The sequence below is a fragment of the Paraburkholderia sp. BR10882 genome (assembly GCF_040948855.1).
GTDB classification, from domain to species: domain Bacteria; phylum Pseudomonadota; class Gammaproteobacteria; order Burkholderiales; family Burkholderiaceae; genus Paraburkholderia; species Paraburkholderia nodosa_A.
Window position 1 is genome coordinate 66,446 of the sequence record NZ_JBFPKP010000008.1, and the last position, 25,113, is coordinate 91,558.

The 25,113-nt window shown below is 66.0% G+C and carries 21 protein-coding genes and 1 pseudogene; 8 read left to right on the forward strand and 14 right to left on the reverse strand.

Translation table 11 applies throughout. The features are described from left to right. Window positions 1-5: 5 nt before the first annotated feature. From AB3X99_RS21015 to AB3X99_RS21060, 10 genes and pseudogenes are all read right to left on the reverse strand, one after another. Complete coding sequence (locus AB3X99_RS21015) at window positions 6-893, reverse strand: AAA family ATPase (RefSeq protein ID WP_368618024.1); 888 nt, start codon at window positions 891-893, stop codon at window positions 6-8. Between the two features lie 77 nt (window positions 894-970). Further along, entirely contained in the window at window positions 971-1,768 is a 798-nt protein-coding gene (locus tag AB3X99_RS21020) for a xanthine dehydrogenase family protein subunit M (protein ID WP_324162975.1), read from the reverse strand. 13 nt (window positions 1,769-1,781) lie between these two features. After that, window positions 1,782-4,172, reverse strand: coding sequence for a xanthine dehydrogenase family protein molybdopterin-binding subunit (locus AB3X99_RS21025; RefSeq protein WP_368618025.1), 2,391 nt, complete (start codon window positions 4,170-4,172; stop codon window positions 1,782-1,784). Window positions 4,173-4,186: 14 nt separating this feature from the next. Continuing rightward, the gene (locus tag AB3X99_RS21030) at window positions 4,187-4,684 is read right to left on the reverse strand and encodes a (2Fe-2S)-binding protein (RefSeq protein WP_342949615.1); all 498 of its coding nucleotides are present in this window, start codon (window positions 4,682-4,684) and stop codon (window positions 4,187-4,189) included. A gap of 435 nt (window positions 4,685-5,119) precedes the next feature. Then, entirely contained in the window at window positions 5,120-6,538 is a 1,419-nt protein-coding gene (locus AB3X99_RS21035; protein ID WP_069265215.1) for an amino acid permease, read from the reverse strand. A 323-nt stretch (window positions 6,539-6,861) separates the two neighbouring features. Continuing rightward, window positions 6,862-7,518 carry a response regulator transcription factor RqpR gene (gene rqpR, locus AB3X99_RS21040; protein ID WP_069265214.1) on the reverse strand — a complete coding sequence of 219 codons (657 nt, stop codon included), beginning with the start codon at window positions 7,516-7,518 and terminating at the stop codon, window positions 6,862-6,864. After that, window positions 7,515-8,537: a sensor histidine kinase gene (locus tag AB3X99_RS21045; protein WP_368618026.1), complete on the reverse strand. Its 1,023-nt coding sequence runs from the start codon at window positions 8,535-8,537 to the stop codon at window positions 7,515-7,517. The genes rqpR and AB3X99_RS21045 overlap by 4 nt, the downstream gene beginning before the upstream one ends. A gap of 406 nt (window positions 8,538-8,943) precedes the next feature. Beyond that, the gene (locus AB3X99_RS21050) at window positions 8,944-9,714 is read right to left on the reverse strand and encodes a ferredoxin--NADP reductase (protein ID WP_069265213.1); all 771 of its coding nucleotides are present in this window, start codon (window positions 9,712-9,714) and stop codon (window positions 8,944-8,946) included. 793 nt (window positions 9,715-10,507) lie between these two features. Further along, window positions 10,508-11,308 carry an endonuclease/exonuclease/phosphatase family protein gene (locus AB3X99_RS21055; RefSeq protein WP_069265212.1) on the reverse strand — a complete coding sequence of 267 codons (801 nt, stop codon included), beginning with the start codon at window positions 11,306-11,308 and terminating at the stop codon, window positions 10,508-10,510. A 54-nt stretch (window positions 11,309-11,362) separates the two neighbouring features. Then, window positions 11,363-11,785: pseudogene (locus AB3X99_RS21060) on the reverse strand (hypothetical protein); the annotation flags it as partial. A 649-nt stretch (window positions 11,786-12,434) separates the two neighbouring features. Between AB3X99_RS21060 and AB3X99_RS21065 the strand changes: the two are divergent. The 3 genes from AB3X99_RS21065 to AB3X99_RS21075 all read left to right on the forward strand — a co-directional run bounded on the left by AB3X99_RS21065 (window position 12,435) and on the right by AB3X99_RS21075 (window position 14,568). Beyond that, window positions 12,435-12,743 (forward strand): DUF4148 domain-containing protein, encoded by a 309-nt coding sequence (locus AB3X99_RS21065; protein WP_368618027.1) that lies wholly within the window; start codon window positions 12,435-12,437, stop codon window positions 12,741-12,743. 201 nt (window positions 12,744-12,944) lie between these two features. Next, complete coding sequence (locus AB3X99_RS21070) at window positions 12,945-14,051, forward strand: NAD(P)/FAD-dependent oxidoreductase (protein ID WP_069265210.1); 1,107 nt, start codon at window positions 12,945-12,947, stop codon at window positions 14,049-14,051. A 205-nt stretch (window positions 14,052-14,256) separates the two neighbouring features. Beyond that, window positions 14,257-14,568, forward strand: a complete 312-nt coding sequence (locus AB3X99_RS21075) for a high-potential iron-sulfur protein (protein ID WP_069265209.1) — start codon at window positions 14,257-14,259, stop codon at window positions 14,566-14,568. 80 nt (window positions 14,569-14,648) lie between these two features. On the opposite strand, the gene AB3X99_RS21080 is transcribed toward AB3X99_RS21075, so the two are convergent. Next, window positions 14,649-16,163, reverse strand: coding sequence for an amidase (locus tag AB3X99_RS21080; protein ID WP_069265208.1), 1,515 nt, complete (start codon window positions 16,161-16,163; stop codon window positions 14,649-14,651). Between the two features lie 167 nt (window positions 16,164-16,330). Next, window positions 16,331-17,029 (reverse strand): dienelactone hydrolase family protein, encoded by a 699-nt coding sequence (locus AB3X99_RS21085; protein ID WP_368618028.1) that lies wholly within the window; start codon window positions 17,027-17,029, stop codon window positions 16,331-16,333. A 265-nt stretch (window positions 17,030-17,294) separates the two neighbouring features. On the opposite strand from AB3X99_RS21085, the gene AB3X99_RS21090 reads away from it, so the two are divergent. Both AB3X99_RS21090 and AB3X99_RS21095 read left to right on the forward strand, forming a co-directional pair. Further along, window positions 17,295-18,446 (forward strand): NAD(P)H-dependent flavin oxidoreductase, encoded by a 1,152-nt coding sequence (locus tag AB3X99_RS21090; RefSeq protein WP_368618029.1) that lies wholly within the window; start codon window positions 17,295-17,297, stop codon window positions 18,444-18,446. 570 nt (window positions 18,447-19,016) lie between these two features. Then, window positions 19,017-20,162: a branched-chain amino acid ABC transporter substrate-binding protein gene (locus AB3X99_RS21095; protein WP_342924397.1), complete on the forward strand. Its 1,146-nt coding sequence runs from the start codon at window positions 19,017-19,019 to the stop codon at window positions 20,160-20,162. Between the two features lie 116 nt (window positions 20,163-20,278). Here the strand turns inward: AB3X99_RS21095 and AB3X99_RS21100 are convergent, their stop codons facing one another. Beyond that, a complete protein-coding gene (locus AB3X99_RS21100; RefSeq protein ID WP_368618030.1) occupies window positions 20,279-21,499 on the reverse strand; it encodes an MFS transporter in 1,221 nt (406 codons plus the stop codon). A 154-nt stretch (window positions 21,500-21,653) separates the two neighbouring features. Here AB3X99_RS21100 and AB3X99_RS21105 point away from each other — a divergent pair, with 154 nt between their 5' ends. From AB3X99_RS21105 to AB3X99_RS21115, 3 genes are all read left to right on the forward strand, one after another. Next, window positions 21,654-22,340 (forward strand): HugZ family protein, encoded by a 687-nt coding sequence (locus tag AB3X99_RS21105; protein WP_368618031.1) that lies wholly within the window; start codon window positions 21,654-21,656, stop codon window positions 22,338-22,340. A gap of 413 nt (window positions 22,341-22,753) precedes the next feature. Further along, window positions 22,754-23,062 (forward strand): H-NS family nucleoid-associated regulatory protein, encoded by a 309-nt coding sequence (locus AB3X99_RS21110; protein ID WP_069265202.1) that lies wholly within the window; start codon window positions 22,754-22,756, stop codon window positions 23,060-23,062. A 296-nt stretch (window positions 23,063-23,358) separates the two neighbouring features. Further along, window positions 23,359-24,540, forward strand: a complete 1,182-nt coding sequence (locus AB3X99_RS21115) for a cation diffusion facilitator family transporter (RefSeq protein WP_368618032.1) — start codon at window positions 23,359-23,361, stop codon at window positions 24,538-24,540. A gap of 42 nt (window positions 24,541-24,582) precedes the next feature. Here AB3X99_RS21115 and AB3X99_RS21120 read toward each other — a convergent pair whose 3' ends face one another. Further along, window positions 24,583-25,041 (reverse strand): Lrp/AsnC family transcriptional regulator, encoded by a 459-nt coding sequence (locus AB3X99_RS21120; protein WP_027815813.1) that lies wholly within the window; start codon window positions 25,039-25,041, stop codon window positions 24,583-24,585. Window positions 25,042-25,113 lie beyond the last annotated feature (72 nt).

Below are 25,113 nucleotides of genomic sequence, written 5' to 3' on the forward strand. Positions count from 1 at the left end.
CGTCCTCACTCCGCGAGCGCGAGCGTTTGCGCGATGCGTTGCGCGTCGAGCTGCGCGAGGTCGTCCTGGTACTTCAGCAGCACGCCTAGCGTGTCCTGCACCGACTGCGGATCGAGTTCCGTCACGGCGAGCGCGCTAAGCGCGCGGCACCAGTCGATCGTTTCCGCAATGCCGGGCGCCTTGAAGAGATCCATCGTGCGCAACTGGTGCACGAACGCCACGGCGCGTTGCTGCAAATCCGCGGCGGTTTCAGGCGCGCGCGCGGCCACGATCGCGAGTTCGCGTGCACGGTCCGGGTAGCCGAGCCATTGATAAAGGCAGCGCCGCTTGAGCGCATCGTGCACTTCGCGCGTGCGGTTCGACGTGATCACGACGAGCGGCGGCGTGCTCGCGCGCACGGTGCCGTATTCGGGAATCGATACCTGGAAGTCCGAAAGGAGCTCGAGCAGGAAGGCTTCGAACGGCTCGTCCGCGCGGTCGATTTCGTCGATCAGCAGCACGCGGCGCGCGCCCGGGTTTTGCGGGTCGGGCTGCAGCGCCTGCAGCAGCGGGCGCTTGAGCAGAAATTCGTCGCGATAGAGCGTGTCGTTGCGGGGCTTTTCGCCGGCGGCTTCGGCCAGTCGCAGCGCCATGATCTGGCGCGGATAGTCCCACTCGTACAGCGCGCTGGCTGTATCGAGTCCTTCGTAGCATTGCAGGCGCAAGACCGTCGTGCCGAGCATCGCCGCCGCGGCCTTCGCGAGTTCGGTCTTGCCCACGCCCGGCTCGCCTTCGAGAAACAGCGGGCGTTCCATGCGCAGCGCAAGAAAGAGCGCCGTGGCGAGTTCGCGGCTCGCGAAATAGCCGCGCGCTTCGAGTTGTGCGAGGGTGTCGTCGATCGAGGCGGATTGCATGCGGGAATCTGGCAACGCGAATCAAAGGCGGCGAGCGCTCCCATGTTCACCTGGAAGCGCTCGCCCTCGAGACCAGCCTAGCCGTTGGCCTTCGCCACCGCGCGCGCCGCAAGCACCGGGATGAGGTGCGCGCGATAGGCCGCGCTCGCGTGCAGGTCGGTGTTGAGGTCGTCGGCGGGCATCTTCACCGCGCGTGCGGCTTCGGGCGCGAAGTTCGTCTTCAGTGCGCTTTCCAGCGCACCCGCGCGAAATACCGAAGGCCCGGCGCCCGTGACCGCCACACGCACCTCCCCGGCGTACTTTGCGACGAACACGCCCGCGAGCGCGAAGTGCGAGGCCGGATTGCGAAACTTCTCGTAGGCCGCGCGTTCTGGCACCTGGAATTCGACGGCCACGATCAGCTCGTCGGGTTCCAGCGCCGTTTCGTACATGCCGAGGAAGAAGTCGTCCGCTGCGATGCGCCGCCGGTCCGTCACCACCGTCGCGTTCAGCGCGAGCACCGCCGCGGGATAGTCGGCGGCCGGATCGTCGTTCGCGAGCGAGCCGCCGAGCGTGCCGAGCGCGCGCACCTGGCGGTCGCCGATCATGCCCGCGAGGTCCGCGAGCGCCGGCAGCGTGTTGCGGATCTGCGCGTTCTCGGCGACGTCGGCATGGCACACGGCCGCGCCCACTTTCACCACCTTGCCGTCCACCTGCACGGCTTTCAGCTCGGGAATGCGCGTGACGTCCACGAGCGTGGTGGGCTGGGCGAGCCGCAGCTTCATCGCCGCGAGCAGGCTCTGACCGCCGCCGAGGAATTTGGCGTCGGCGTCGGCCGCGAGGGCTTTCACGGCGCCTTGCGCGTCGCTGGCGCGCTGATAGTCGAATGCGTACATGGAGCGCCTCCGCTCAAGGTTGTGAAGGGGCCTGCGCGGCCTGGATCGCTTGCCATACACGATGCGGCGTGGCCGGCATCTGCAGGTCCTTCACGCCTAGCGGCGCGAGTGCGTCAAGAATCGCGTTGATCACGGCGGGCGGCGAGCCGATCGCGCCGGCTTCGCCGCAGCCCTTCACGCCGAGCGGATTGTGCGTGCACGGCGTGCCTTTCGCGGTTTCGACCGTATACGAAGGCACATCCGACGCGTGCGGCATCGCATAGTCCATGTACGAGCCGGAGAGCAGCTGGCCACTCTCGTTGTCGTACACGCACTGCTCGAGCATCGCCTGGCCGATCCCCTGGCCGAGACCGCCATGCACCTGGCCTTCGACGATCATCGGGTTGATGACGTTGCCGAAGTCGTCGACCGCGGTGAAGCGTTCGATGCGCGTCTTGCCCGTCTCGGGATCGACTTCGACTTCGCAGAGATACGCGCCCGACGGATAGGTAAAGTTGGTCGGATCGTAGAACGCGCTTTCGTCGAGGCCCGGTTCCAGCGTCTCCAGCGGATAGTTGTGCGGCACGTAGGCGGCGAGCGAGATTTCCGCGAAGGTCTTCGTGCGGTCGGTGCCCGCGACGCGGAACACGCCGTCGGCGAACTCGATGTCCTCCGCGCCCGCTTCGAGCATGTGCGCGGCGATCTTCTTCGCCTTCGCCTCGATCTTGTCGAGCGCCTTCATGATGGCCGAGCCGCCCACCGAGATCGAGCGCGAGCCATAGGTGCCCATGCCGAACGGAATGCGGCCCGTGTCGCCGTGCACGATCTCGACCTGTTCGATCGGCACACCGAGGCGATCGGCCACGACTTGCGCGAACGTCGTCTCGTGGCCCTGGCCGTGACTGTGCGAGCCTGTGAACACGGTGACGGAACCGGTCGGGTTCACGCGGACCTCGCCGGCTTCGAAGAGGCCCGCGCGCGCGCCGAGCGCACCCGCGATGTTCGACGGCGCGAGCCCGCATGCCTCGATGTAGCATGAGTAGCCGAGACCGCGCAGTTTTCCCTGCGCCTTCGATGCGTCGCGGCGCGCGGCGAAACCCTTCACGTCGGCGAGCTCCAGTGCGCGCCCGAGACAGGCTTCGTAGTCGCCCGTGTCGTAGGTGAGGCCAACGGGCGTGGCATACGGGAAGCTCTTGATGAAGTTGCGGCGGCGGATTTCGGCCGGGTCGATGTTCATCTCGCGCGCGGCCGTCTCCACGAGACGTTCGACCACGTAGGTCGCTTCCGGACGCCCTGCGCCGCGGTACGCATCCACGGGCACCGTGTTCGTGAACACGGCCTTCACCTCGGCGTAGATCGCGGGCGTGGTGTACTGGCCCGCGAGCAGCGTGGCGTAGAGGATGGTCGGCACGCTCGAAGCGAACGTCGAGAGATACGCGCCCATGTTCGCCGTGGTGTGCACGCGCATGGCGAGGAACTTGCCGTCCTTGTCGAGGGCGAGTTCGGCTTTGGTCACGTGGTCGCGGCCGTGCGCATCGGAAACGAAGGACTCCGATCGTTCGGCGGTCCACTTCACCGGCCGGCGGATCTTCTTCGCGGCCCACGTGAGCGCGACATCTTCGGCATACAGAAAGATCTTCGAGCCGAAGCCGCCGCCCACGTCGGGCGCGACGATGCGCAGCTTCGTTTCCGGCAGCCCGAGCACGAACGCGGCCATCAGCAGGCGCTCGACGTGCGGGTTCTGGTTCGCCACGTACACGATGTAGCTGTCGTCGTGCTGCGAGTAGCTCGCGTTCACGGCGCGCGGCTCGATGGCGTTCGGTATCAGCCGGTTGTTGACGATGTCGAGCGTCGTCACGTGCGCGGCCTGTGCGAAAGCGGCGTCGGTCGCGGCCTTGTCGCCGTGGCCCCACGTGTAGCAGGTGTTGTTCGGCACGCCGTCGTGCACGAGAGGCTGGCCGGCGTCGGCGGCGTGCGCCGTGTCGACGGCGGCAGGCAGCTCTTCGTAATCGACCTCGACCAGTTCGGCGGCATCCTTCGCGGCCTTGACCGAATCGGCGATCACGAGTGCGACCTGGTCGCCGACGTGGCGCGCTTTCTCGTGCGCGATCACGGGATGCGGCGGCTCGTTCATGGGCGTGCCGTCGATGCTGTGGATGAGCCAGCCGCACGGCAGGCCGCCCACGTTTTCCGCGGCGAGGTCCGCGCCGGTGAAGACCGCCACGACGCCGGGCGAGGCCTTCGCGGCGTTGACGTCGATGCGCTTGATACGCGCATGGGCGTGCGGCGAGCGCACGAACACGGCGTAGGTCTGTGCGGGCAGCACGACGTCGTCGGTGTACTGGCCGACGCCGGTGAGGAAGCGGAAGTCTTCCTTGCGCTTGACGGGTGCGCCGATCATGCGATTGGGTTCGGGTGCGTTCATGGTGGCCTCCCGAGTCACGCCGTCGTGGCGGCAGCGGGGGCGCCGGTGCGCATTGCCTGCGCGCCCGCGGCCACGGCCTTCACGATGTTGTGATAGCCCGTACAGCGGCAGAAGTTGCCGTCGAGTCCTTCGCGTATGTCGCTTTCCGTGAGGTCGGGATTGGCGGCGGCGAGCGCGGTCGCGCACATCACCATGCCGGGCGTGCAGAAACCGCATTGCAGGCCGTGGCATTCGCGGAACGCGGCCTGCATGGGATGCAGCTCGCCATTCTTCGCGAGGCCTTCGATCGTCGTCACCTCCATGCCGTCGCACTGCACCGCGAGCTGGTTGCACGACTTGATCGCGCGGCCGTTCAGGTGGACGGTGCAGGCCCCGCATTGGGCAGTATCGCAGCCGACGTGCGTGCCGGTGAGACGCTGCTGTTCGCGCAGGAACTGGACGAGGAGCGTGTGAGGTTCGACCTCGGCGGTCACGGGCGCGCCGTTGACCGTGAGGCTAATACTGATCGCCATTGATTGTCTCCAATGTCGACCGGAGCACGGCGCTGCGTGTGGCTCCGGTCCCATGCCAGATGATGGGATAGAGACCTGCCTGGGCCCGCTTTTTTACACTGAATCGACCGCCATAACCGCCCGTGGGAAAACTCGCCCGTCTAACGCATTGCGCCTCTTTGCGCGCGCAACGCACGGCGCCACGCAAACCACGCGGGGCGCTTCGGGCGGATCGAACCATTGCGGGTGGAGCGGAATCTGGGTCCGGCTGGTGCCTTGCTGTTCAGTGAAGCCTGGGGTGACGCCCGGACAGTAAAGCACAATTTGCCGAATTTCGCTGCGCGGAGTTTTACCCTCCAGAATGCTTGCAGCCTGCAAAAAAAACGGCCCGCCTCGATGACTCGGGCGGGCCGTTGCGTTGCAGTGCAGCGATGAGTCACCGCGAGATCACGCGCATCAGTCGTGATGCACGTGCTCGTGCGGTGCGTGCGCGAGACGCGAATGGCGACGCGAGTAGCCGAAGTAGACGATGAGGCCGAACGCGGTCCAGACCAGGAACGCGACCCACGTGAGCGGCTGGAGATTGATCATGAGGAACAGGCACGAAGCGACCGCGAGAATCGGCACCACGGGCACACCCGGGCAGCGGAACGCGCGCGGCAGGTGCGGGTGCGTACGGCGCAGGACGAGCACGGCGATCGACACCATCGAGAAGGCGGCGAGCGTGCCGATGTTGATGAGTTCGGCGAGCACGTTCAGGGGCACGAGCGCGCCGATCAGACCAAAGAAAATGCCGACCAGCCAGGTCGTGAAGAACGGCGTGGCGAAGCGCGGATGCACCTTCGAGAGCTTCGCGGGCAAGAGACCGTCGCGCGACATCGCAAAGATGATGCGGGTCTGGCCGTAGCTCATCACGAGGATCACGGTGAGCATGCCGAGCACGGCGCCCAGATCGATGAAGCCCGCGACCCAGTTTTCGCCCGCCACCTGCAGCGCGAACGAGACCGGGTGGCCGACATGGGCGAAGCGCGGCGAGGGCACGATGCCGGTCACGACCGCCGCCACGGCGACGTAGAGCACCGCACACACGGCGAGCGAGGCGATGATACCGATGGGCAGATCGCGCTTGGGGTTCTTTACTTCCTCGGCGGCGGACGACACCGAGTCGAAGCCGATGAACGCGAAGAACATCACGGCCGCGGCGCCGAACACGCCGCGCCAGCCGTTGGGCATGAACGGATGCCAGTTCGCGGGGGTCACGTGGAACACGCCCACGGCGATCACGAGCAGCACCACGGTCACCTTGATCGCCACCATGATGTTGTTGATGCGCGTGGATTCGCGCACGCCCACGGAAAGCAGCCCCGTGATCGCCATCATCACGAGGAAGGCGGGCAGATTGAAGAGCGTGTGCACGCCGGGCACGGCGCCGGGCGCGGCCGAGAGCGCGGCCGGCAGCGTGAGGCCGAAGCCCGAAAGCAGCGACTGCAGGTAGCCAGACCAGCCCACCGAGACTGCGGAAGTGGCGAGCCCGTACTCGAGCATCAGGTCCCAGCCGATCACCCACGCGGCCAGCTCGCCGAGCGTGGCGTACGAATAGGTGTAGATCGAGCCGGCCACGGGAATGGTCGAGGCGAACTCGGCGTAGGCGAGCGCGGCGAAGCAGCAGGCCACGGCCGCGATCAGGAACGCGATCATGAGCGCCGGGCCGGCTTGCACGGCGCCGGTGCCGGTCAGCACGAAAATGCCGGTGCCGATGATCGCGCCGATGCCGAGAAAGGTGAGGTCGAGTGCGCCGAGTGCTTTTTTCAGGCCGGCGCCCTGGGCGCTTGCCTGCAACATGTGCTCGACGTTCTTCTTGCGAAAGAGGGACATTTGGCGGGGAACTCCACGTAAAACGCGCGAAGGCGAGGAGCTGGAGCGGTGGTTGACCCGTGGTTGACCCATGATTGACCTACGCCCGCCTGCGCCGGCTTCGCGTGCCGGATGCCTTTGGGGGAAACCCTAAATTTTAGCGGAACTCGCGCGCGAGACCGGTCGAGCAGGGTCGGAAACGTTCGTTCGACGCGGACGATTCCGCCGCAATCCGCGACGCCCGCGCGCGATCCTTGCGGGGACCCGCGCAAACGGCGAGATTCATTTCCGGATCAACGGGTTGTGGCGAAAGGCCGCCTTGATGCCGCAGGGGCGCCGCGACGTCAGGCGTTGACGGTAGGCGAAAGGTCGACGAGCCGGTTGCTCATCACATAGAAGGTCAGCTCGGCGTTATTGGTGAGCTTCATCTTTTCGAGCAGGCGGGTACGGTAGACGCTCACGGTCTTCACCGACAGCGAGAGCGCGTGCGCGATGTCGGTGAGACGCTTGCCCGAGGCGAGCATGCACAGCGTCTGGTATTCGCGGTCGGAGAGCTTCTCGTGCGGCAGTTGCTCGCCGTCCACCAGCACGTAGTCGGCGAGTGCTTCGGCCATGGCCGGGCTGACGTACTTGCGGCCCGCGGCGACCTGCTGGATCGCGGAGATCATCTGCGCGGCGTCCACCGTCTTCGACAGATAGCCGGCCGCGCCCGCCTTCAGCGCGCGCACCGCGTATTGATCCTCGCGATACATCGAGAACATCAGCACTGGCACGCGCGGCGCCTTTTTCTTGGCGCGCTTGAGCACCTCCACGCCATTCATGTCCGGCAGCGAGATGTCGAGCAGGACCACGTCGCACACATGCTTCGCGATCGCGGCCAGCGCCTCGGCGCCCGTTTGCGCTTCGATCACCTCGGTGGCAATGCCGCGGTCGAGCAGCAACTGGCGAACGCCCTGGCGCACGACGGCATGGTCATCGACGAGCAGGATGCGATGGGTCATGAGCGGGCGCCTTGTTTCATGAGGAGGGGCGAGGCGGAATGGGCGGCGCCGAGCAGCGCGTCCCAGGCGAAGCGCGCGCGCACGGTCGTGCCGCGCGGGGCGGCTTCCTGCAGTGCGTCGTCGTGGTGCGCGTGCGTGATGCCGCCCTTGACCGCGCGCAGCGAGCCGCCGAAGGCGGCGCAGCGCTCGCGCATGCCGGCGAGGCCGTAGTGGCCGGTGCGGCTCGCGCCTTTGTCCGTGCTGTCGTCGCCATGACCGTTCGTCAGGCTGCGGCGCGTGCGGCCCGCGGCGCGCGCGAGGCCGATGCCGTCGTCGGCGATGGTGAGCGTGAGGTGGCGCGCCGTGCTTTCGAGCCGCACCTCGGCGCACGTGGCCTGCGCGTGGCGCGCCACATTGGCGAGCGCCTCCTGGGCGACGCGGAATACGGCGAGAGCGGCCTCGGCGGGCAGGCGGGCAAGGCGCGCGTCGTCGCCGGCGCCGGCTACGCTTGCGGCGAGGCCCGTGCGCGCTGCGAAGCTGTGCACCCACGACGAGAGCGCCGGTGCCAGGCCCGCGTCGAGGTGCGGCGCGTGCAGGCCGTCGAGCACCTGGCGCATTGCGCCGGTGGCGGCTTCGAGCGAGCGGGCGACGAGCGCGAGCGCCTCGGCGCATTGCGGCGGGGCATTGGCGGGCAGCCAGGTGTGGACGTTGGCGAGCGCGAAGTGCGTGGCGGCGAGTTCCGCGCCGACGCTGTCGTGCAGGTCGCGCGCGAGCTGGTGGCGCACGGCTTCGTCGGCGTGAATGGACTGGGCGGCGCTGCCGTGGGCAAGCGTGCGGCTCGCGCGGCGGCGTGCGCCGCGCGCTGGCGCGGCAATCTGCCGATGTGCGCGCTCGAGGCCTTCGAGCGCGGCCACCGTGGCCGCCTGGTCGGCGGCAGCGGACCAGGCGAGGAGGGCGAGGCCGTCGACGCCATGAGCGGCGCGCGGCGCATCGCCGGCGGGCGTGCGCGCGTTCGGCGCGGCGTATCTCGACGTATCCATCATTCCCCCGTTCAGGAACCGGTTCCTGCTGTCAGACGTCCGTCGGGATTTGGCTTCCCCGCGTGACGGCGAACAGCACGGCGCAGCGTAACGAAATTTACAACCAGTAACAACCTGGCTCTGCCCCTGGACACGTATGAGTGTGTCCAATGTTGCGTTGCGATAATATCTTAAAAAAAGAAAAACTTCAGGCTGGGCAAGGGTTAGCGGCCAAACTTCAGGTGTAGCATGAGGTCGCAGCGCTTTGTCATGTAGGAAAAATACTGACAGGAAAGGTATCGCATTTGTGTGACAACTGTAACTGCGTCAACGACAAAATACAGGGCCAATTAAAAATGCGCAGGCGAAAAAAAACCGGAGCACGAGGCTCCGGTTCTTCTTGTCGCGAGCGACCTGACGCGGGCGCTTAACCGACGAACGCCTTTTCCACCACGTAGTGACCCGGCTGGTTGTTGCTGCCTTCCGTGAGGCCGGCCTTTTCCAGCAGATCGACGGTGTCGCGCAGCATGTGCGTGCTGCCGCAGAGCATGATGCGGTCGCGCTCGGGCGAGAACGACGGCAGATCGAGGTCTTCGAACAGCTTCTTCGTGTCGATCAGCTCGGTGATCCGACCGCGATTGTCGAACACTTCGCGCGTGACGGTCGGGTAGTACACCAGCTTCTCGCGCACGATCTCGCCGAGGTATTCATGCTCGCGCAGCTCTTCGGTGATGAAGTCCTTGTACGCGAGTTCGTCGACGAAACGGCAGGTGTGCGTGAGCACGATCTTGTCGAAGCGGTCGTAGATGTCCGGGTCTTTGATGATCGACATGAACGGTGCGAGGCCCGTGCCGGTCGAGAGCAGCCACAGCACCTTGCCGGGCAGCAGGTTGTCGGCCACTAGCGTGCCGACGGGCTTCTTGCCGATCAGCACCTTGTCGCCGATCTTCAGGTGCTGCAGGCGCGACGTGAGCGGGCCGTCCGGCACCTTGATGCTCAGAAACTCCAGATGTTCTTCGTAGTTCGCGCTCGCGAGCGAGTACGCGCGCATCAGCGGCTTGCCGTCCACTTCGAGGCCGACCATGGTGAACTGGCCGTTATCGAAACGCAGGGCCTGGTCGCGCGTGCAGGTGAAGCTGAAAAGCGTGTCGGTCCAGTGATGGACGCTCAGAACGGTTTCTTCGGTGAATTTGCTCATGGTTCCTGAAGTGCGAAACAAGCGCCGCCTGACTGCGGCGATCCTGCCGGCCTGCTGTCCAGTACAGCGTAGCTTTGACGATATGCCCGGGACCCGTCGGCCTGGCTTTACGCCACGGCAGGCAAGTCCCTGTTGTTTTGCCAGTTTGCCCCGCTGCGAACGGGGCGCAATCCGCTATTTTACCGCGCTCGCGCCGCAAGGACCCGGTCGATCCTGCTTGTCGATCTGCCTGGACCGGGTTGGGTCCGCTGCGCGGCAAGGGAGGGTGGCTCGCTGCGGCGGTGTGCTGGCGTTCGCGCGCGGGCGCAACACGCTTTCGCGGGGACGGCTGGCGACGGCAAAAGGGGGCGGCGGGTCAAACTTCACCCGGCCTCGCGGGCCGGAGCGGAGCTTGCCAGGACCCGCGAGAGCGGGTTCTCCTGCTGCTGGCGGCACGCGCCGGATTGCGAAAACGCGATCGGCTTGTGCGAATTTTCCGCTAAATGATACCGGAAGGTCTGACAGCCCGCAGCATTGACCCTGCTGGCGGGGCTGTTTCGGCGCGGGTTTTAGGCACCGATGCGCGCGTAATGGCGCCATTTTCGATGCTGCAGCGGTGCTGCGACGGTGCGCCGCGGCGCGCGAGACAGCGTGGCGAGGGAATGCATCTGAGGAGACCTGACGAAACGCGCGGCGCGCGCGACGCGACATATTAGCGCGGGCTTGCACGCGCCGCGGGCCGCGGGCCGCGATCGGGGGAGTGTCGCGCGGATGCTTCGGTGGAAGCCGCGCGCCGCCACTACTGCGTAGTGTGTCAGTCTTCGAGCCGCAGGCGCGCCATATACGGCAGATGATCGGAGAGCCAGGCGGTCTCCTGCGCGGGCTGGATCAGCTCGACGGGCTTGAGGCCCCGGACGAACATCTTGTCGAGCGCGAGCGCCGGCGAAAAGGCCGGAAAGGTGCGCGCCGGCTCGCCGAGCAGCGTCGCGACTTCCTGCAGCCCATGCTCCGCGAAGAGCGGCACGGAGTCGTTGCGCCAGTCGTTGAAGTCGCCCGCCAGCACGAGCGGCCCCTGCGGCGCCTCCTTCACGATCCAGTGCGCGATCCAGTTCATCTGCCGCAGCCGCGCGCTGCGGGTGAGCGCGAGGTGCGCGCACAGCAGCGTGACGGACTGGCCGGCTATGTTTGCGCGCGCAACGAGCAGCCCGCGCCGCTCGAAGCGGTGCGCGGAAATGTCCCAGCGTCCGCCCAGATCGAGCGGATGCGGCGAAAGAATCGCATTGCCGTGCCGCCATGAAGGCTTGAACACGTTGGGCCCGAGGGCGATCTGCAATTCGAGCGCGGTGGCGATTTCGGTGGCCTGGCAGTGCCAGACGTCGTCGAGCGGGTCGCCCAGCTGCGCGCCGAAGGCCGAGGCGAGCACCGGCTGCGGCAAGCGGCGGGCCATCGCCTCCTGGAGAAACCAGGCGTCGGCATGGGTGGACTGCACCCAGCGCCGCATCGCCTCCCAGGCCTCGAAGCCCAGCGGCGAGCGGCCCTTGTGCAGATTCCAGCTCACGGCGACGAAGTCTTTGCTCAGTGAGGTGTCGATGAGCGGTTGTTCGGGATTTCGCATGCGTTTTTTTCTAACGGATTGGGTCACGCCGGGTCGTGCATTGAATCGGTGCGGTCACTGTGCGGATGCGGACGGCGGCGCGAGCGTTGCGCGTACCCGGTACGCAAGCGAGGGGTTCTGGTCGACGATCTGCCAGGTCACCCACTGCCCATCGGGCACGATCAGGCCCGGGTGGCTCGCGTTCACCTGGCGCGGCTGCGGTGGCAGCCGGCAGCCTTCGGGCGTAGTCGGCACGGTGTCGTTCTCGAGGGTTTCCTGCGCGTCGACCGACAGGACGACCAGGTTCGCACGAACCTGCAGCGGCGAAACGGTGATCGTGCGCGAGAGATCGATGCTGCCGGCCGGCTGATCCTTGCAGCCCACGCGGTGCGAGACGACCTTGTGATGCGTGTCCGTGTGCGCCTGGCCGATCGAGGTCGTGCCATTGAACGCGTCGATTTGCTGGCCGTCGCGCATCACCTGCAACTCCCACTGGACAGCGCCCTGCGTGACAGGAGCGGGCGCACCGGCGGTCCCGGCGGGTGCAGTGGGCGGCGGCGGGGGCGGTGGCGTCACGGCGCGTGAGGTCGGCGGCGGGGGAGGCGGAGGTGGCTCCGCCGGCGCTTGCGTGCCCGGCAGGATGGGCGGCTCCGAAGGCGTCGTATAGGCCGGCTGCGCCGTTGTTTGCGCCAGCGCGCACACGCTCGTTCCGGCGAGAGCGGCCAAGAGCAGCAGGGCAAGGCAATGTATCCACAACTTCATATAGGTGGCTCCGTGCACGGCGCCGCGCGAGGCGACAGTGTCGGCAACGCTACGGCGGGGCGGGTACGTTCTGACCATCGATCCTATACCGGGTTCGCAAACGCCGGACCGCAGCGGTTCATGGGAGATGGGGGCGCGGCAGGCGCGCTTCAACCATCGCGCGCCGAGTGATTGGTTATTGAAGCGCAACAAACATAAATATATTGGGGTGTTTTGTCGAAAATTGTTGTCGTGACTGCAACGCTGACTTGTTCCTTATCGGGATGGCTTTTCGATAGCCCGTGTTTACACTGGCTTCCACGCGCCCAACGCGTTGTTCGGATTCCGCCGGCTGGCCAGCATCGGTTGCAAAGCTTGCCGGGCATCGTCTCGAAGGAGCATCGCCATGAAGCAGTCCGTTACGCTTGCTGTCCTGCTGGTCAGCGCCGCCACCGCTCTTGCCACTGCGCCCGCGTTCGCCGGCGGCGATGCGGCGACGCCGGCGGTTCAATCGCTTCCCGTCGCGGCGGTCGCCACGAACGCCCCGAAGACGCGTGCCGAGGTGAAGGCCGAGCTGGCCAGCGCCCGTGCTCACGGTGAACTGAGTCTGGACCCGAATTCGCCGGCTTATCCGCAGCAATACGCGATGGGCGGCTATACCGCGCCTCGCGAGCAGGCCGCGGGCTTCTTCCGCGCACACAACATCGCCAACTGACGCTTCGGCGCATGCGCGCCGACAGCCCTGCTCTGTTCCCTTCCGCTCTTTCCTTGCGAGAGTCTGGCGTAGCCTCCCCGCCGGGCGGCGTACAATTTTTGTCAGGCGGCGGCGCGCGTAGTGCGCTGCCCACCCCATGGCAGAGAGGATCGCGGTGCGGCCGGCTTGCCTGCCGGCGCTGCGAAGGCGGGACGCAGGGACATGGACCAGATCGAATGCGTGGTGATCGGCGCGGGCGTGGTCGGCCTCGCCGTTGCGCGTGCGCTTGCCGCGCGCGGGCGCGAGGTGATCGTGCTCGAAGCCGCCGAGGCCATCGGCACCAGCACCAGTTCGCGCAATAGCGAGGTGATTCACGCCGGGCTCTACTACCCGCGCGGCTCGCTCAAGGCCACGTTGTGCGTGCGCGGGCGCGAAATGCTCTACGAGTACTGCGCGTCGCACAATGTCACGCACGCGCGCTGCGGCAAGCTGCTCGTCGCCACGGCGGCGAACCAGATTCCGCAACTCGAGGCGATTCGGGCGCGCGGCAAGGAAAACGGCGTGTTCGACCTCACGCGCATCAGCGGCAGCGAGGCGCTCGCGCTCGAACCGGCGCTCGAATGCGTCGCGGCCGTGTACTCGCCGCAAACCGGCATCGTCGACAGCCATCAGCTCATGCTCGCGCTGCAAGGCGACGCGGAGCGCGACGGCGCCGTGATCGCGCTGAAGTCGCCGGTCGAGTCGATCGATGCGCTGGGCGGCGGCTTCACGGTGCGAACCGGCGGCGACGCGCCGATCGACATTCGAGCCACCTGCGTCATCAATAGCGCAGGCCTCTATGCGACGAAGCTCGCCAAACGCATTCGCGGGCTCGACGCGCGCCATGTGCCGCCGTTCTATCTGGCGCGCGGCAATTACTTCAGCGTTTCGGGTCGGGTGCCGTTCTCGCGCCTCATCTATCCGATGCCCAACGACGCGGGCCTCGGCGTGCATCTCACGCTCGACCTGGGCGGCCAGGCGCGCTTCGGCCCCGACGTCGAATGGATCGATGCGGTCGATTACGACGTCGATCCCCGCCGCGCCGATTCCTTCTACGCGCAGATCCGCACCTACTGGCCGGCGCTGCCAGACGGCGCGTTGCAGCCCGCTTACGCGGGCATCCGCCCGAAGCTCTCCGGGCCGGGCGAACCCGCCGCCGATTTCATGATCCAGGGCGCGGCGTCGCACGGCGTGCGCGGCCTCGTGAACCTGTTCGGCATCGAGTCGCCGGGGCTCACGGCTTCACTGGCGATCGCACAGCGCGTGTGCGAGATGGCTTCGTTCGATTGATCGGGCTTTGGGCCCTTCTTCCGCCGAGCGGCATCATGCCGCTCACTTATCTCCGGCATTGCAGCGTCACCGGGGCTTGCTTCGTTGTTAAGCTTCTTCGCGACGCCGCCACCAGAGCGGCTCAGAGGCATGCGCGGCACGCGCCACACCATAGCGCCGCGCGAAAACCCAGCGAACGAATCGCCACAATACTGGAGTGAGTCATATGAAATCGTCCCGCCGCAGCTTTCTGATTACGAGCATCGGCGTCGCTTCGACGCTCGCGCTTTCGCGCCAGGCCTTCGCCGACGCGCCCAAGGCTGCCGAATCCGATCCCACCTCCCAGGCGCTCGGCTACAAGCTCGACGCGACCAAGGTCGACCGAGCGAAGTTCGCGAAGTACGCCGCCGGCCAGGACTGCAGCAACTGCACGTTCTACCAGGGCAAGGCCACCGACGCGTTCGCGCCGTGCCCGATGTTCGGCGGCAAGCAGGTCGCGGGCAAGGGCTGGTGCAGCGCTTATAACAAGAAGGCGTGATGGAACGGTGCGGGCACTGCAACGCGTAGACCCCACACGCTTCGCTGCCCGCGCACGTCGTTCATGAAAGCGCGAGCGCGCTAGCGCCGCGCCTGCAGCAGCGGCGGCCGACGGTTGAACCACGGGCGCGCCGCCTCCAGTTGCGCCGCGAGGCGCAGCAACAATGCGTCGTTGCCCTCGCGCGCGGCGAACTGAACGCCGATCGGCAGCCCACGAGCGTTCCATGCGAGCGGCACCGACATCGACGGCTGGCCCGTCAGGTTGAAAAGCTCCGTGCAGCCGGCCCACGCGAATGCCTTGTTCGAGGCTTCGGTCAGCAGCTTTCTCATCAGCACTTCCACCGGCATGGCCGTGACCGCGCGCATCTGGATGCGCTCGCTCTGGCTTGGCTTCAGTTCGCCGATTTTCACCGGCGGAGCCGCGAGCGTCGGGCACAGCAGCACGTCGTAGCGCTTCATCAGGTCGGCGAGCTGCGCCGTGATGCGCTGCTGTACGTCGAGCGCCGCGGGCAGCTCGCGCTCGCCGAGCTTCTGGCCGATGTGCGCCATGGCCCAGGTTGCGATCTCGAACTCCCGGCGGTGCGGCTTCGTGCCCGTGATGTCGTCCGCGTGCAGCACGTATTGCTCGGCCACCACCGACCACAGCATCAGGAACGCCTCGCGCGCCTGTGCGTAATCCACGGGCAGCGAAAACGGCTCCACGCGATGGCCGAGCGACGTGAGCAGTTCGGCGGCATCGTCGAGCGCGCTGCGCACTTCGGGCGCGAGTGTGTCCGCGAACATCGGCTCGGTCAACAGCGCGATGGCGAGCGGCTTCGATCCGTCGAGCGGGGCGCGCGCGGCGGCGAGGAAGGTGCCGGGCGCGCCGGCAGGCAGCGCGGGGTCGCCGGCGATCAGGTCGAGCATCAGCGCGCTGTCACGCACGCTGCGCGATACGGCGAGATCGACGCCGAGTGCGCCGGGCGGCGGCGGCACGTCGGACGCCGGCTGGAACGCGCGCGACGGCTTGAAGCCGAAGAGCCCGCAGCACGACGCCGGAATGCGGATCGAACCGCCGCCGTCGGACGCGTGCGCGAGCGGTACGATGCCCGCCGCGACCGAGGCGGCCGCGCCGCCGCTCGAGCCGCCGGGCGTGTGATCGAGGTTCCACGGGTTGCGGCAGGGGCCGAACAGCTCGGGTTCGGTATAGGGCATCTGCCCGAGCTCCGAGGCGCTGGTCTTGCCGAAGATATTCAGGCCCGCGGCGCGAAAACGCGCAACCACGGGCGCGTCGGCGGTGGGAATGTAGTGGCGGTAATGACGGCTGCCAAGCGTCATCCGCAGCCCGGCCACGGCCGCGCCGAGGTCCTTGACGAGAAACGGCACGCCGGCGAGCGGTCCTTCGCTCAGCGCGCTCACGCCGTTGCCGGAGGCCTCGATGCGCCGCGCGCGCTCGCGCGCCGCTTCATAGTCCTTGAGGACGATGGCGTTGATCGCGGGATTGGCGGCTTCCGCACGGGCGATGGCGGTGTCGAGCAACTCGCGCGCGCTCACCTCGCGGCGGCGCACGAGATCGGCGAGGCCGATGGCGTCGTATTCCAGATAGTCGGATTGCAAGGCGCGCACTCCTCGTCGTCGGGTTGGGCCGGGCTTGAGCGATACGGGCTACGCAAGGAGTGTAAGCGGGCGGCGCGCCTGCGGGGTTTGTCGTTGCGCGCGCATCGATGCAGCAAGGCGTGCGCAACGACGGCCGGGCGACAACCGTCGTCGCCGCCCGAAGGGTATTACAGATGCTCGGCCAGGAAGCTCAACGTGCGGCCGTGCGCGAGCGCCGCAGCGTGCTGGTTGTACGAGGCGCGCACCGAGCAGTTGAAGCCGTGATCGGCGTTCGGGTACAGGTGGAACTCGGCGTTCAGGCGGCCCGCGAAGCGCTCCTTCACCTGGCCCACCGCCGACAGCGGAATGCCGTGATCGAGTTCGGCGTAGTGGAAGAGAATCGGCTTGGTGACCTTGTCGGCGAGATCGAGCTGATTCTGGATGCCGCCGCCGTAGTAGGACACCGCCGCATCCACCGAACCGCTGGCGGCCGCGAGGTAGGCAAGACGGCCGCCGAAGCAGTAGCCGATCGCCGCGACCTTGCCCGTGCACTCGGGCAGCGCGCGCAGCGCAGCCGCGGTCGCGGCGATGTCCTCGACCACGAGGTTGACGTCCGTCTTCTGCATCAGCGCGATGCCGCGATCGCGGTCCGCGCCCACGTAGTCGAGCTCGACGCGCGGGGCCGCGCGCCAGAACACGTCGGGGGCGATCGCCACGTAGCCGTCGAGCGCATATTGCTCGACGACGTCGCGGATGTGCCCGTTCACGCCGAAGATCTCCTGCAGGATGACGATGCCCGGTCCCTTGCCGCCCCTGGGCAGCGCGAGGTACGCGCCGAAGCTGTCATTGCCGGCGGGAATGTCGATCCATTTGGTCGAAACGCTCATGTTGTTTCTCCGTCTTCATCAATGAGTCATGCGACGCGCCGCAGCGCTCAGGCAGGCGGCTCGCACACTGCCCGCGGCGCGTCGCGAAATCGGGGAGCCAGTTTGCCATAGGCCCTTGAACCTCTGCAGCGCACGCCACGGAAAACGCGTTCTCGCAAGCGGATCGTAATGATCTCGATTATTCATTTTTCGGGCAGGAGGGCTTTGGCTAGAGTCGGTAGCGATTGCATCGTCATCGCTCATTCAGCCATACAAGGATCGCCTCATGAGTTCTACTCCCGCGTTGCGCACGTCGCCCGACTTTTCCACGCCGTTCAGCCGCCGCTTCGGTTTGCGCCTGCCGCTCGTGCAGGGGCCGATGGCGGGCGGCCCGACCACGCCTGCGCTCGTCGCGGCGGTGTCGAACGCGGGCGGGCTCGGTTTTCTCGCCGGGGCGGCGCTCGCACCCGAAAAGATCGCGAGCGAAGTCGCCGCGATTCGCGCGCTCACCGACAAGCCCTTCGGCGTGAATCTCTTCGTGCTCGACCCTGCGAATCCCGACGAAGCCACCGTGCGCCGCGCGCTCGAAGCGATCGATCCGGTGGCGGCCCAGCACGGTTTGCCGCCCGGTGAGGCGCTCGCACGTTACGCGCCCGACTTTCGCGCGCAACTCGACGCGGTGATCGAGCTGCGCGTGCCGGTGGTGAGCTTCACGTTCGGCCTGTTGCCCAAGTCCGACGTCGCGCGCCTGCATGCGGCGGGCAGCTACGTGATGGGCACGGCCACTCACGTGGCCGAAGCCATCGCGTGGCGCGACGCGGGTGCGGATGCGATCGTCGCGCAAGGTGCCGAAGCGGGCGGGCACCGCGGCACGTTCATCGGCGAGGCGCCGCACGCGCTCATCGGCACGATGGCGCTGGTGCCGCAACTCGTCGATGCGGTCGATGCACCAGGTGCGGTCGGCCTCCCGGTCCTGGCGGCGGGCGGCATCATGGACGGGCGCGGCATCGTCGCGGCGCTCGCGCTGGGCGCGCAAGGCGTGCAGACGGGCACCGCGTTTCTCGGCAGTGCCGAAAGTGCGATTCCCGCTGACTGGAAGGCGCGGCTGCGTGCGTCGACGGATACCGCGACCTCGGTCACGCGCGCAATCACCGGACGCCACGCGCGCGGCATTCGCAATCCGCTCATGCAGCAGCTCGAGGCTCGGCCCGAGACGGTCGCGCCGTACCCCGTGCAAAACGCGCTCACGCAGCCGTTGCGGCAACGCGCGGCGCGCGAGAACGACGGCGATTATCTGTCGCTGTGGTCGGGGCAGGGCGCACCGCTTTCGCGTACGCGCGAGGCCGGTCTCGGCGCCGCGCAAATCGTCGCTGCGCTCGATGCCGAATGGCGTGCTGTGTCAGGCAAACTACCCGGCAAACTGAGTCACGACGCGTGAGGCAGGTAGCCGCATGAGAGGCGAGTCCGCAACGCATCGGCGTGCAAAATTAATCGAATGCTTACTTGAACCGGCACGCGCAAAAAAGTGCGTTCCGGGCGTCCGTGCGACTCGCAAACGTTATCGCGAATGGGAGGGGTTTTCATATGGTCGCACGGCACCCTGGTGTATTCCCGGAACGCGTGCGCTAACACACCAATAACTCCCGTCAAATAATCCAAAAAACGATTCGTGCGGGACCCCTCAGGGAATCTCCCAATAATTGGATCCAAAGTCCGGATGCCTTATTACATAAGGCTTGCGGTCGATTGATCAGGGTTTCGAACTGTTCTTGCAGTACGCATATTGGTACTCGCACCAATATCTGAAAAAAGTCCCCCAAATTAATTTGATCACCTACACTTGCGCGCAAGTATGGATGGGCGGCCCGCCATGAACGGACCATTCGCCATGCTGGCCAGGTGCATCAAGGATGCATCCTGCGTGGTCGTCCGCACGGGGAGCGACACGTTCGGGGCGCGGGAGCACTGGGCGATTACGTAGCTTTTGGGTTCGAAACTGGAGACTTACATGACTATCAAGCTTCACAAGCTGTTGCCGATCAGCGCTGCGGCCATTATGTTCGCGTCGTTCGCAACGGCAGCGAGCGCAGACGTTACGGTCAAGATTGGCCACGTCGCGCCGCTTACGGGTGGGATTGCGCACCTCGGTAAAGACAACGAAAACGGCGCACGTCTCGCAGTCGAAGAGATCAACGCGAAGGGCCTCATGGTCGGCGGCCAGAAGGTCACGCTCGTGCTCGACGCACAAGACGACGCAGCTGACCCGCGCACGGCCACCCAGGTCGCGCAGAAGCTCGTCGACGACAAGGTCGTTGCCGTCGTCGGCCACCTGAACTCGGGCACGTCGATCCCGGCATCGAAGATCTACAGCGATGCAGGCATCGTGCAGATCTCGCCGTCGGCCACGAACCCGGCCTACACGCAACAAGGCTTCAAGACGACCTACCGTGTCGTGGCGACCGACGCCCAGCAGGGCCCGGCGCTCGCGAACTACGCGGCGAAGAACCTGAAGGTCAAGACCGTTGCCGTGGTCGACGACTCGACGGCTTATGGCCAGGGTCTCGCGAACGAGTTCGAGAAGACCGCCAAGTCGCTCGGCATGAACGTGCTGTCGCATGACGCGACGAACGACAAGGCCGTGGACTTCCGCGCCATTCTGACGAAGATCAAGGGCGAAAACCCCGACGCGATCATGTACGGCGGCATGGATGCCACCGGCGGCCCGTTCGCCAAGCAAGCCAAGCAGCTTGGCCTGCGCGCGAAGGTGCTCGCGGGTGACGGCGTCTGTACCGACAAGCTGGCCGACCTCGCCGGCGACGCGACCGACAACATCGTGTGTTCGGAAGCCGGCATGGCGCTCGAAAAGATGCCGGGCGGCAAGGAATTCGAAGCCAAGTTCGAGAAGCGCTTCGGCCAGCCGATCCAGATCTACGCACCGTTCACGTATGACGCTGTGTACATCATCGTCGACGCCATGAAGCGTGCGAACTCGACGGATCCGGCAAAGATCCTCGCCGAAATGCCGACGACGGACTACAAGGGCGTGATTGGCGAGACGACCTTCGATTCGAAGGGCGACCTCAAGCACGGCGTGATCTCGCTGTACAACTACAAGTCGGGCAAGAAGTCGCTGCTCGACGTCGTGAAGATGTAATTCGCGCTTAGCGCGTATTTACCCATTTCGCTCACGCGATTGGAAAAGCCCGCAGGTTTCGGCCTGCGGGCTTTTTTTCGTTTGGGGCTGCGCGTGACGCAGTTATCGATGCGCTTTCAGATCCCCAGCCGCCGCAGCACCTTCGGCCCCGCAAACGCCACGAGCGCCGCGCACAACGCCACCACGGCGAGCCCGACCGTGAGGTTGGTCACCTGCGCGATGCCGCCGATCACCACCGGCCCGAACAGCAAGCCGAAATAGGCGATGCCCGCGACGTGCGCGAGCCCTTCGGCCGCGTGGATACCTTTCACGCGCGCAGCGGCCGCGAACAGCACCGGCATCATGTTGGCGAGGCCGAGCCCCATCAGCGTGAAGCCCGTGAGCGCGGTGAACGAGAACGGCAGCAACAGCGCGCCGATCATGCCCGCGCACGCGAGCGAGGCGCTCGCCATCACGAGCTGCGGCGCGCCAAAGCGCGCGCGCACGGCGTCCCCGGCGAAGCGCGCCGCGGCCATGCCGCCCGAAAACGCCGCGTAGGCCGCGCTGGCGAGCGCAGGCGTGGAGAGCACCACGTCGCGCATGTAGACCGTGGCCCAGTCGTACATCGCGCCTTCGGCGATCAGAGCGATCAGCGCGATGGCGCCTAGCGCCCAGAGCGCGGGCGTGCGCCAGCGGTTGCCGGTTTTCGCGTGCTCGCCGTGCGTAGCGTGCGGCACGTGCGGCAGGACAGCCGGGCACGAGACGAACAGCACGAGCGCCGCCAGCGCCGAAGCGAGAAAGAGATGCAGCGCCGGCGCCATGCCGCGCGCGAGCAGCGCGCCGCCAATCGCGGCGCCCGCCATGCCGCCCAGGCTGAACATGCCATGCAGCCCCGACATGATCGGCTTGGCGACGGCTTCTTCCACGGCGCTCGCTTCGGCGTTCATGGCGACATCGAGCGTGGCCATGCCCACGCCGAAAAAGGCGAGCACGACGATCAGCATCCAGTAATACGGGACCACCAGGATCAGCGCGCCGCACACGGACATCGTCAGGCCGCCGGTGAGGCAGGCGCGGCGCGAGCCCGCGCGCGCGATCCAGCCGCCGATCGTCGTCATCGCGGCGATAGAGCCGCCCGCGACCGCGAAGAGCGCGTAAGAGAGAAGTGCCGGGCTCAGATGAAACTTGTCGCGCACGGTCGGCACGTGCACGCCCCACGACGCGTACATCATGCCGGCGACGAAAAAGAGCGCCATGGTCGCGATGCGCGCGCGATGGCGCGTGGCGGCGGGCAGCGCCCGATGGTGGGCGGCTGGGCTCGCAACGGCGAGGGCGGGGTCGGTCGGTCGGTCGGACACGGGAATTCCGGGCAGAAGGAAGAGAAGGGACCAGGAAGGCGCCTGAAAGCAAACGATGATTCTAACGAAGGTGCGACTGGCCTGTCGCAGCGCGTTGGCCGGGTCAGCTGCTCTAATATCAGGAGCATCCATCGTTCGACTCGAGGACGCGCCCTTGAAGATTCCCGCTCACGCCCCGCTGCATCTGCTGCACCAGACGCCTATCGGCACGCTCGCCACGCACTCGCGCGAGCCGCGCGGTTTTCCGTATCCGACGCTGCTGCCGTTTGCGCCCGACGCGCAGCACCGTCCGGTGATCCTGGTGAGCCGTCTGGCCGAGCACACGCGCAATTTGCTCGACGACCCGCGCGCGGGCTTTCTCGTCGCGCACGTACCCGACGCCGACGTGCTGAACGCCCCGCGCGCCACGCTGCTCGGCCGCTTCGAACCAGTCGCGCCGGTCGATTCAGCCGCCCACGAAGCGAGCGAGGCGCTGGCGCGGCGCTACGTGCGCTATCACCCGGACGCCGAGCGCTATCTCGCACTCGGCGACTTCACCTTCTGGGTCATGCACGTCGAGCGGCTGCGTTATATCGGCGGGTTTGGCGCAATGGGCTGGATGGACGGCGCCGACCTCGACGCGCTCCCCCCGCTCGCTCCCGCCGACGAAACCACGCTGATCCGCTTTTTCGAAACGCACCCCACCCGCCGAGCCGGACTGGACCTCGCAGGCGTGGATCGCTACGGCGCCGATCTCGTGATCGACGGCGCCCGCACGCGCTTTGTTTTCGATGCGCCACAGTTTGATTTGCAATCCTTGCATGCGGTGCTAGCCGACTGCATTGAGCGCCATACGCAATGACGGTTTATTCCGCCCATGCGGGCGTTGTCCGCCGTCCTATATAGCGCGTCGCCTCATGCTGCTTAGCAGCAACCGGTTTCTATCCCCGTTGATTGGCTCAAAGTTGTCATGGGATGAAATGTTTGACGTATTTCAACGCATTTAATTTTCATCCGCTGCTAATTATGAGATGTGGATTTATCTGGCAAAAGCGGGATTTAGTAAAAATACCGATTTGCACGAAATGACAATGAGTTAGAGGCTTGCTGGAAGGCGCGGGATTGGAAATCTGGCTTTAATTATTTTTATTGCTTACACGCAACCCGGCATTCAAATCTGTGTTAATCTCGCCACCGATTTCCGAGGCACGCATCTATCAATCGGCATACTGACGCGAGATCAGTAGCCATTAAGATCAAACCACAAGGGCACCTATGTCTTCCTACAAGGAACTTCTCGCTCAGCGAGAGAAGCTGGAAAAGCAGATTGAAGAGGCGAAGGCTCGCGAATATGCCGAGGTCCTCGATGAAATCAAGCAGAAAATGGCCGACTACGGCATTACCCTGGCAGAACTCGGTGGCGGCCGCGCCAGCGCCAAAGCCGCGAAGGCAGCCAGCCGTTCGCGTGCGAGCGTCGCGCCGAAATACCGCGATCCCGACAGCGGCAGCACGTGGTCGGGCCGTGGCAAGCCGCCGCGCTGGATCGCCGGTCAAGACCGCGATCGTTTTCTGATCCAGAAGTAAATCAACTTGTCAGCGGCGCGTTTGAACGCGCTGCGCATGAGTGAAAGCAGGAGCGGAGTCGGGCGAGGTATCTCCTGATTCTCGAAAACAAGAAGCCGCGCAGTCCGGGGACGCGCGGCTTTTTGATTTTCTGCACCATGTGCGGTTTGGTTCGAACCGTATCCACGGCTTGAATGAGAATGCTTCCTGGTCTTGTAGGCATCTGATTTAAAAGAGATTTTTAGGGCTATCCATAAAATCGTCGCATGCAGTCGCTACAATCGCGGTTATTCCCCTAATTTGCTCTCTCGCCGCGCATGACTTCTTCCGCCGCCCCCCCGTTCTCAGATAAACACGAGGTCGCACGCCGTACGACGTGGGTCAGCGTTGGCGTCAATTCTGTTCTGGTGGTGTTGCAAATCGTCATCGGTGTGTTTGCGCATTCGCAGGCGTTGATTGCCGATGGCGTGCATTCACTCGCCGATATCGTTTCCGACTTCGTCGTGCTGCTGGCCAACCGGCATAGCGGCGCCAAGCCGGACGCCGATCATAACTACGGCCACAGCCGTTATGAGACGGTCGCGTCGTTATTCCTTGGCGCATTATTGATTGCGGTGGGCGTCGGCATGCTGGTGCGCGCCGGCACGCGCATCATGAATCTCGGCGATATTCCGGCGCTGCACGTGAGCGCGCTGGTCGTGGCGCTCCTCGTGCTGGTTTCCAAGGAAGGGCTCTTTCGCTACATGCTGCGCGAGGCGCAGCGCGTGCGCTCGGCCATGCTGATCGCCAATGCCTGGCATGCGCGCTCGGACGCGGCTTCGTCGCTGGTCGTGGCGATCGGCATTGTGGGCAGCCTCGCCGGCGTGCGGCTGCTCGATCCGATCGCGGCGGCCATCGTCGGCTTCATGGTCGCGCGCATGGGCTGGGTGTTCGGCTGGGACGCGCTGCAGGACCTCTCCGACCGCGCGCTCGACGAAGCCGCCGCCGCGGACCTGCGCGCGCTGCTGATGAGCACGCCGGGCGTGCTCGACGTGCACGAGATGCGCACACGCAAGACCGGCGACCTCGCGCTAGTGGATGCGCACATCCTCGTCGATCCGCTGATTTCGGTTTCGGAAGGGCACTACATCGCGGAGACGGCGCGTGCTCGCCTGCTCACCGACGCACGCGTGCTAGATGCACTGATTCACGTCGATCCCGAAGACGACATGCACGTGCGCTCCGTGGCCAACCTGCCTGCGCGCGACGACGTGGCCAGGCGCCTGCGAAGCGAGCTGTCGGAGCATGACGTGCATGTCGAAGGCATCACGCTGCACTACCTGAGCACGGGGCTGGAGATTCAGGTGGTGCTGGCCGCGGCGGACGACGCGCGGCGCGTGGCCGCCATGGATCTGGAAGCGCTGCGCGCGCGCCTCGGCGCGAGCAAGCTCGTCGTGATGCAGCCGCTCGATGCGCATGGCGCACTGGCCGCGCACGGCAAATCGCGCGAGTCGCATTGAGTGCGCTCGGCGCGGCAGAGAAGCCGCCGCGCCGTCGTGGCTTCACAGCGGCAATTGCGTATCGAACTTGATTTCCCGCAGCACGACGCTCGTGCGCACCTGCGCCACCGCGGGAATGCGGAAGATGCGTTCGTGCAGGAAGGCGTCGTAGGCCTTGATGTCGGGTGCGACGATCTTGAGGATGTAGTCCGACTCGCCCGTGGTGCTGTAACACTCGGTGACTTCGGGGCAGGTGGCGATCTCGCGTTCGAAGGCTTCGACGCCGCCTTCGGTGTGGCGCGTGAGATGGATATGCGCGAGCGCGCAGACGTGCAGGCCAAGCTTTTCGCGATCGAGCAGCGCCGTGTAGCGCTGGATCACGCCCGACTGTTCCATGTCCTTGATACGGCGCCAGCAAGGGGTGCTGGAGAGCCCCACCTGGTCGGAGATTTCCTGGACCGAGCGGCGCGCGTCGAGCTGCAGCAGGCGCAGGATCTTCTGAGAGAACGTATCGAGTGTCAACTGCGCCTCCAATGCGTCGCTGTATTCCTGAATGTTAGAGGCCAGGAGAACAGAACGCAATGCAAAGCGCAG

What these genes read in the sequence shown, in the direction of transcription:
- AB3X99_RS21015 (WP_368618024.1), bottom strand. Translation starts at nt 893, where the DNA reads ATGCAATCCGCCTCGATCGACGACACCCTCGCACAACTCGAAGCGCGC.
- rqpR (WP_069265214.1), bottom strand. Translation starts at nt 7,518, where the DNA reads ATGACCCATCGCATCCTGCTCGTCGATGACCATGCCGTCGTGCGCCAG.
- AB3X99_RS21065 (WP_368618027.1), top strand. Translation starts at nt 12,435, where the DNA reads ATGAAGCAGTCCGTTACGCTTGCTGTCCTGCTGGTCAGCGCCGCCACC.
- AB3X99_RS21070 (WP_069265210.1), top strand. Translation starts at nt 12,945, where the DNA reads ATGGACCAGATCGAATGCGTGGTGATCGGCGCGGGCGTGGTCGGCCTC.
- AB3X99_RS21030 (WP_342949615.1), bottom strand. Translation starts at nt 4,684, where the DNA reads ATGGCGATCAGTATTAGCCTCACGGTCAACGGCGCGCCCGTGACCGCC.
- AB3X99_RS21110 (WP_069265202.1), top strand. Translation starts at nt 22,754, where the DNA reads ATGTCTTCCTACAAGGAACTTCTCGCTCAGCGAGAGAAGCTGGAAAAG.
- AB3X99_RS21095 (WP_342924397.1), top strand. Translation starts at nt 19,017, where the DNA reads ATGACTATCAAGCTTCACAAGCTGTTGCCGATCAGCGCTGCGGCCATT.
- AB3X99_RS21050 (WP_069265213.1), bottom strand. Translation starts at nt 9,714, where the DNA reads ATGAGCAAATTCACCGAAGAAACCGTTCTGAGCGTCCATCACTGGACC.
- AB3X99_RS21115 (WP_368618032.1), top strand. Translation starts at nt 23,359, where the DNA reads ATGACTTCTTCCGCCGCCCCCCCGTTCTCAGATAAACACGAGGTCGCA.
- AB3X99_RS21055 (WP_069265212.1), bottom strand. Translation starts at nt 11,308, where the DNA reads ATGCGAAATCCCGAACAACCGCTCATCGACACCTCACTGAGCAAAGAC.
- AB3X99_RS21035 (WP_069265215.1), bottom strand. Translation starts at nt 6,538, where the DNA reads ATGTCCCTCTTTCGCAAGAAGAACGTCGAGCACATGTTGCAGGCAAGC.
- AB3X99_RS21090 (WP_368618029.1), top strand. Translation starts at nt 17,295, where the DNA reads ATGAGTTCTACTCCCGCGTTGCGCACGTCGCCCGACTTTTCCACGCCG.
- AB3X99_RS21025 (WP_368618025.1), bottom strand. Translation starts at nt 4,172, where the DNA reads ATGAACGCACCCGAACCCAATCGCATGATCGGCGCACCCGTCAAGCGC.
- AB3X99_RS21020 (WP_324162975.1), bottom strand. Translation starts at nt 1,768, where the DNA reads ATGTACGCATTCGACTATCAGCGCGCCAGCGACGCGCAAGGCGCCGTG.
- AB3X99_RS21045 (WP_368618026.1), bottom strand. Translation starts at nt 8,537, where the DNA reads ATGGATACGTCGAGATACGCCGCGCCGAACGCGCGCACGCCCGCCGGC.
- AB3X99_RS21085 (WP_368618028.1), bottom strand. Translation starts at nt 17,029, where the DNA reads ATGAGCGTTTCGACCAAATGGATCGACATTCCCGCCGGCAATGACAGC.
- AB3X99_RS21075 (WP_069265209.1), top strand. Translation starts at nt 14,257, where the DNA reads ATGAAATCGTCCCGCCGCAGCTTTCTGATTACGAGCATCGGCGTCGCT.